Here is a 1,173-nt window from a genome sequence, read left to right on the forward strand (position 1 = left end):
CTAGGAGCCTGTCGCGGTAATCGCAACGAGGGCTTGCCCTGCCGGGGATGAGGAGGCTCAATGTCCGGCATGAGCAAGAAGTTCCGCCCCTGGAATGTGCAGCAGGACTTCCTGCTGCCGCCCTCGCTGCTGGACTGGCTGCCGGAGCACCACCTCGCGCGCTTCGTGCTGGAGGTGGTGGAGGAGTTGGACCTTGCCCCCATCTACGAGCGCTACGAGAGGGAGCTGCGGGGCTACCCGCCGTACGAGCCGAAGATGATGGTGGCGCTGCTGCTGTACGCGTACTGCACCGGGGTGACGTCGTCTCGGAAGATAGAGAGGAAGACGCAGGAGGACGTGGCCTTTCGCGTCCTCGCGGGGAACCAGTCCCCGGACCACTCGAGGATTTCGGAGTTCCGACGTCGGCACGGAGTGCACTTCGAGAGTCTCTTCGTGCAGATGCTGAAGCTGTGCGCGAGGGCGGGGTTGGTGAAGCTGGGGCACGTGGCGCTGGACGGCACGAAGCTGAAAGCGAACGCCAGCAAGCACAAGGCGATGAGCTACGAGCGGATGCGGCAGGAGGAAGAGAAGCTGCGCGAGAAGGTGAAGGAGCTCTTGGCCCAGGCGGAGGCTGTCGACGCGCAGGAGGACACCCAGCACGGCAAGGGCAAGCGCGGCGATGAACTGCCCGAGGAGCTACGACGCGCGCAGACGCGTCTGCAGCGCATTCGAGAGGCCCGGCAGGCGCTGGAGGCCGAAGCCAAGGGAGCCGCCGAGGCGGACAAGAGTGCGGATGATGACGATGACGCACCGCCGCCCGTCGAGGACTTGCCGAGCCACACCGTGCCGCACACGGCGCAGGGCAAGCCAACACCGAAGGCGCAGCGCAACTTCACGGACCCCGACAGCCGAATCATGAAGAAGGGCACCAGCTTCGAGCAGGCGTACAACGCTCAGGCGGCGGTGGACTCGGCGCACCAGGTGATTGTCGCCCAGGCCCTCACCAACCAGCCCCCGGATGCCGAGCACCTGCCGGCGTTGGTGGACCGGGTGGCCGCCCACCTCGAAGCGGTGCCTCGAAAGCTGAGCGCGGACGCGGGCTACTTCTCCGCGAAGAATGTCCACTGGCTGGAGTCGGTGGGCGTCGAGCCATACCTCGCTACCGGCCGCCAGAAGCATGGGGACGCGCCACCG

General features: G+C 66.6%; 1 protein-coding gene. It reads left to right on the top strand.

Annotated features, from left to right (window positions below; all coding sequences use genetic code 11):
• Positions 1 to 69: 69 nt before the first annotated feature.
• Positions 70 to 1,173 (top strand): IS1182 family transposase (locus tag HUW62_RS47340; protein WP_176438199.1); only part of this gene is annotated, 1,104 nt, incomplete at its 3' end.

Origin of the sequence: Myxococcus sp. AM011, assembly GCF_013372595.1 — a bacterium.
GTDB classification, from domain to species: domain Bacteria; phylum Myxococcota; class Myxococcia; order Myxococcales; family Myxococcaceae; genus Myxococcus; species Myxococcus eversor.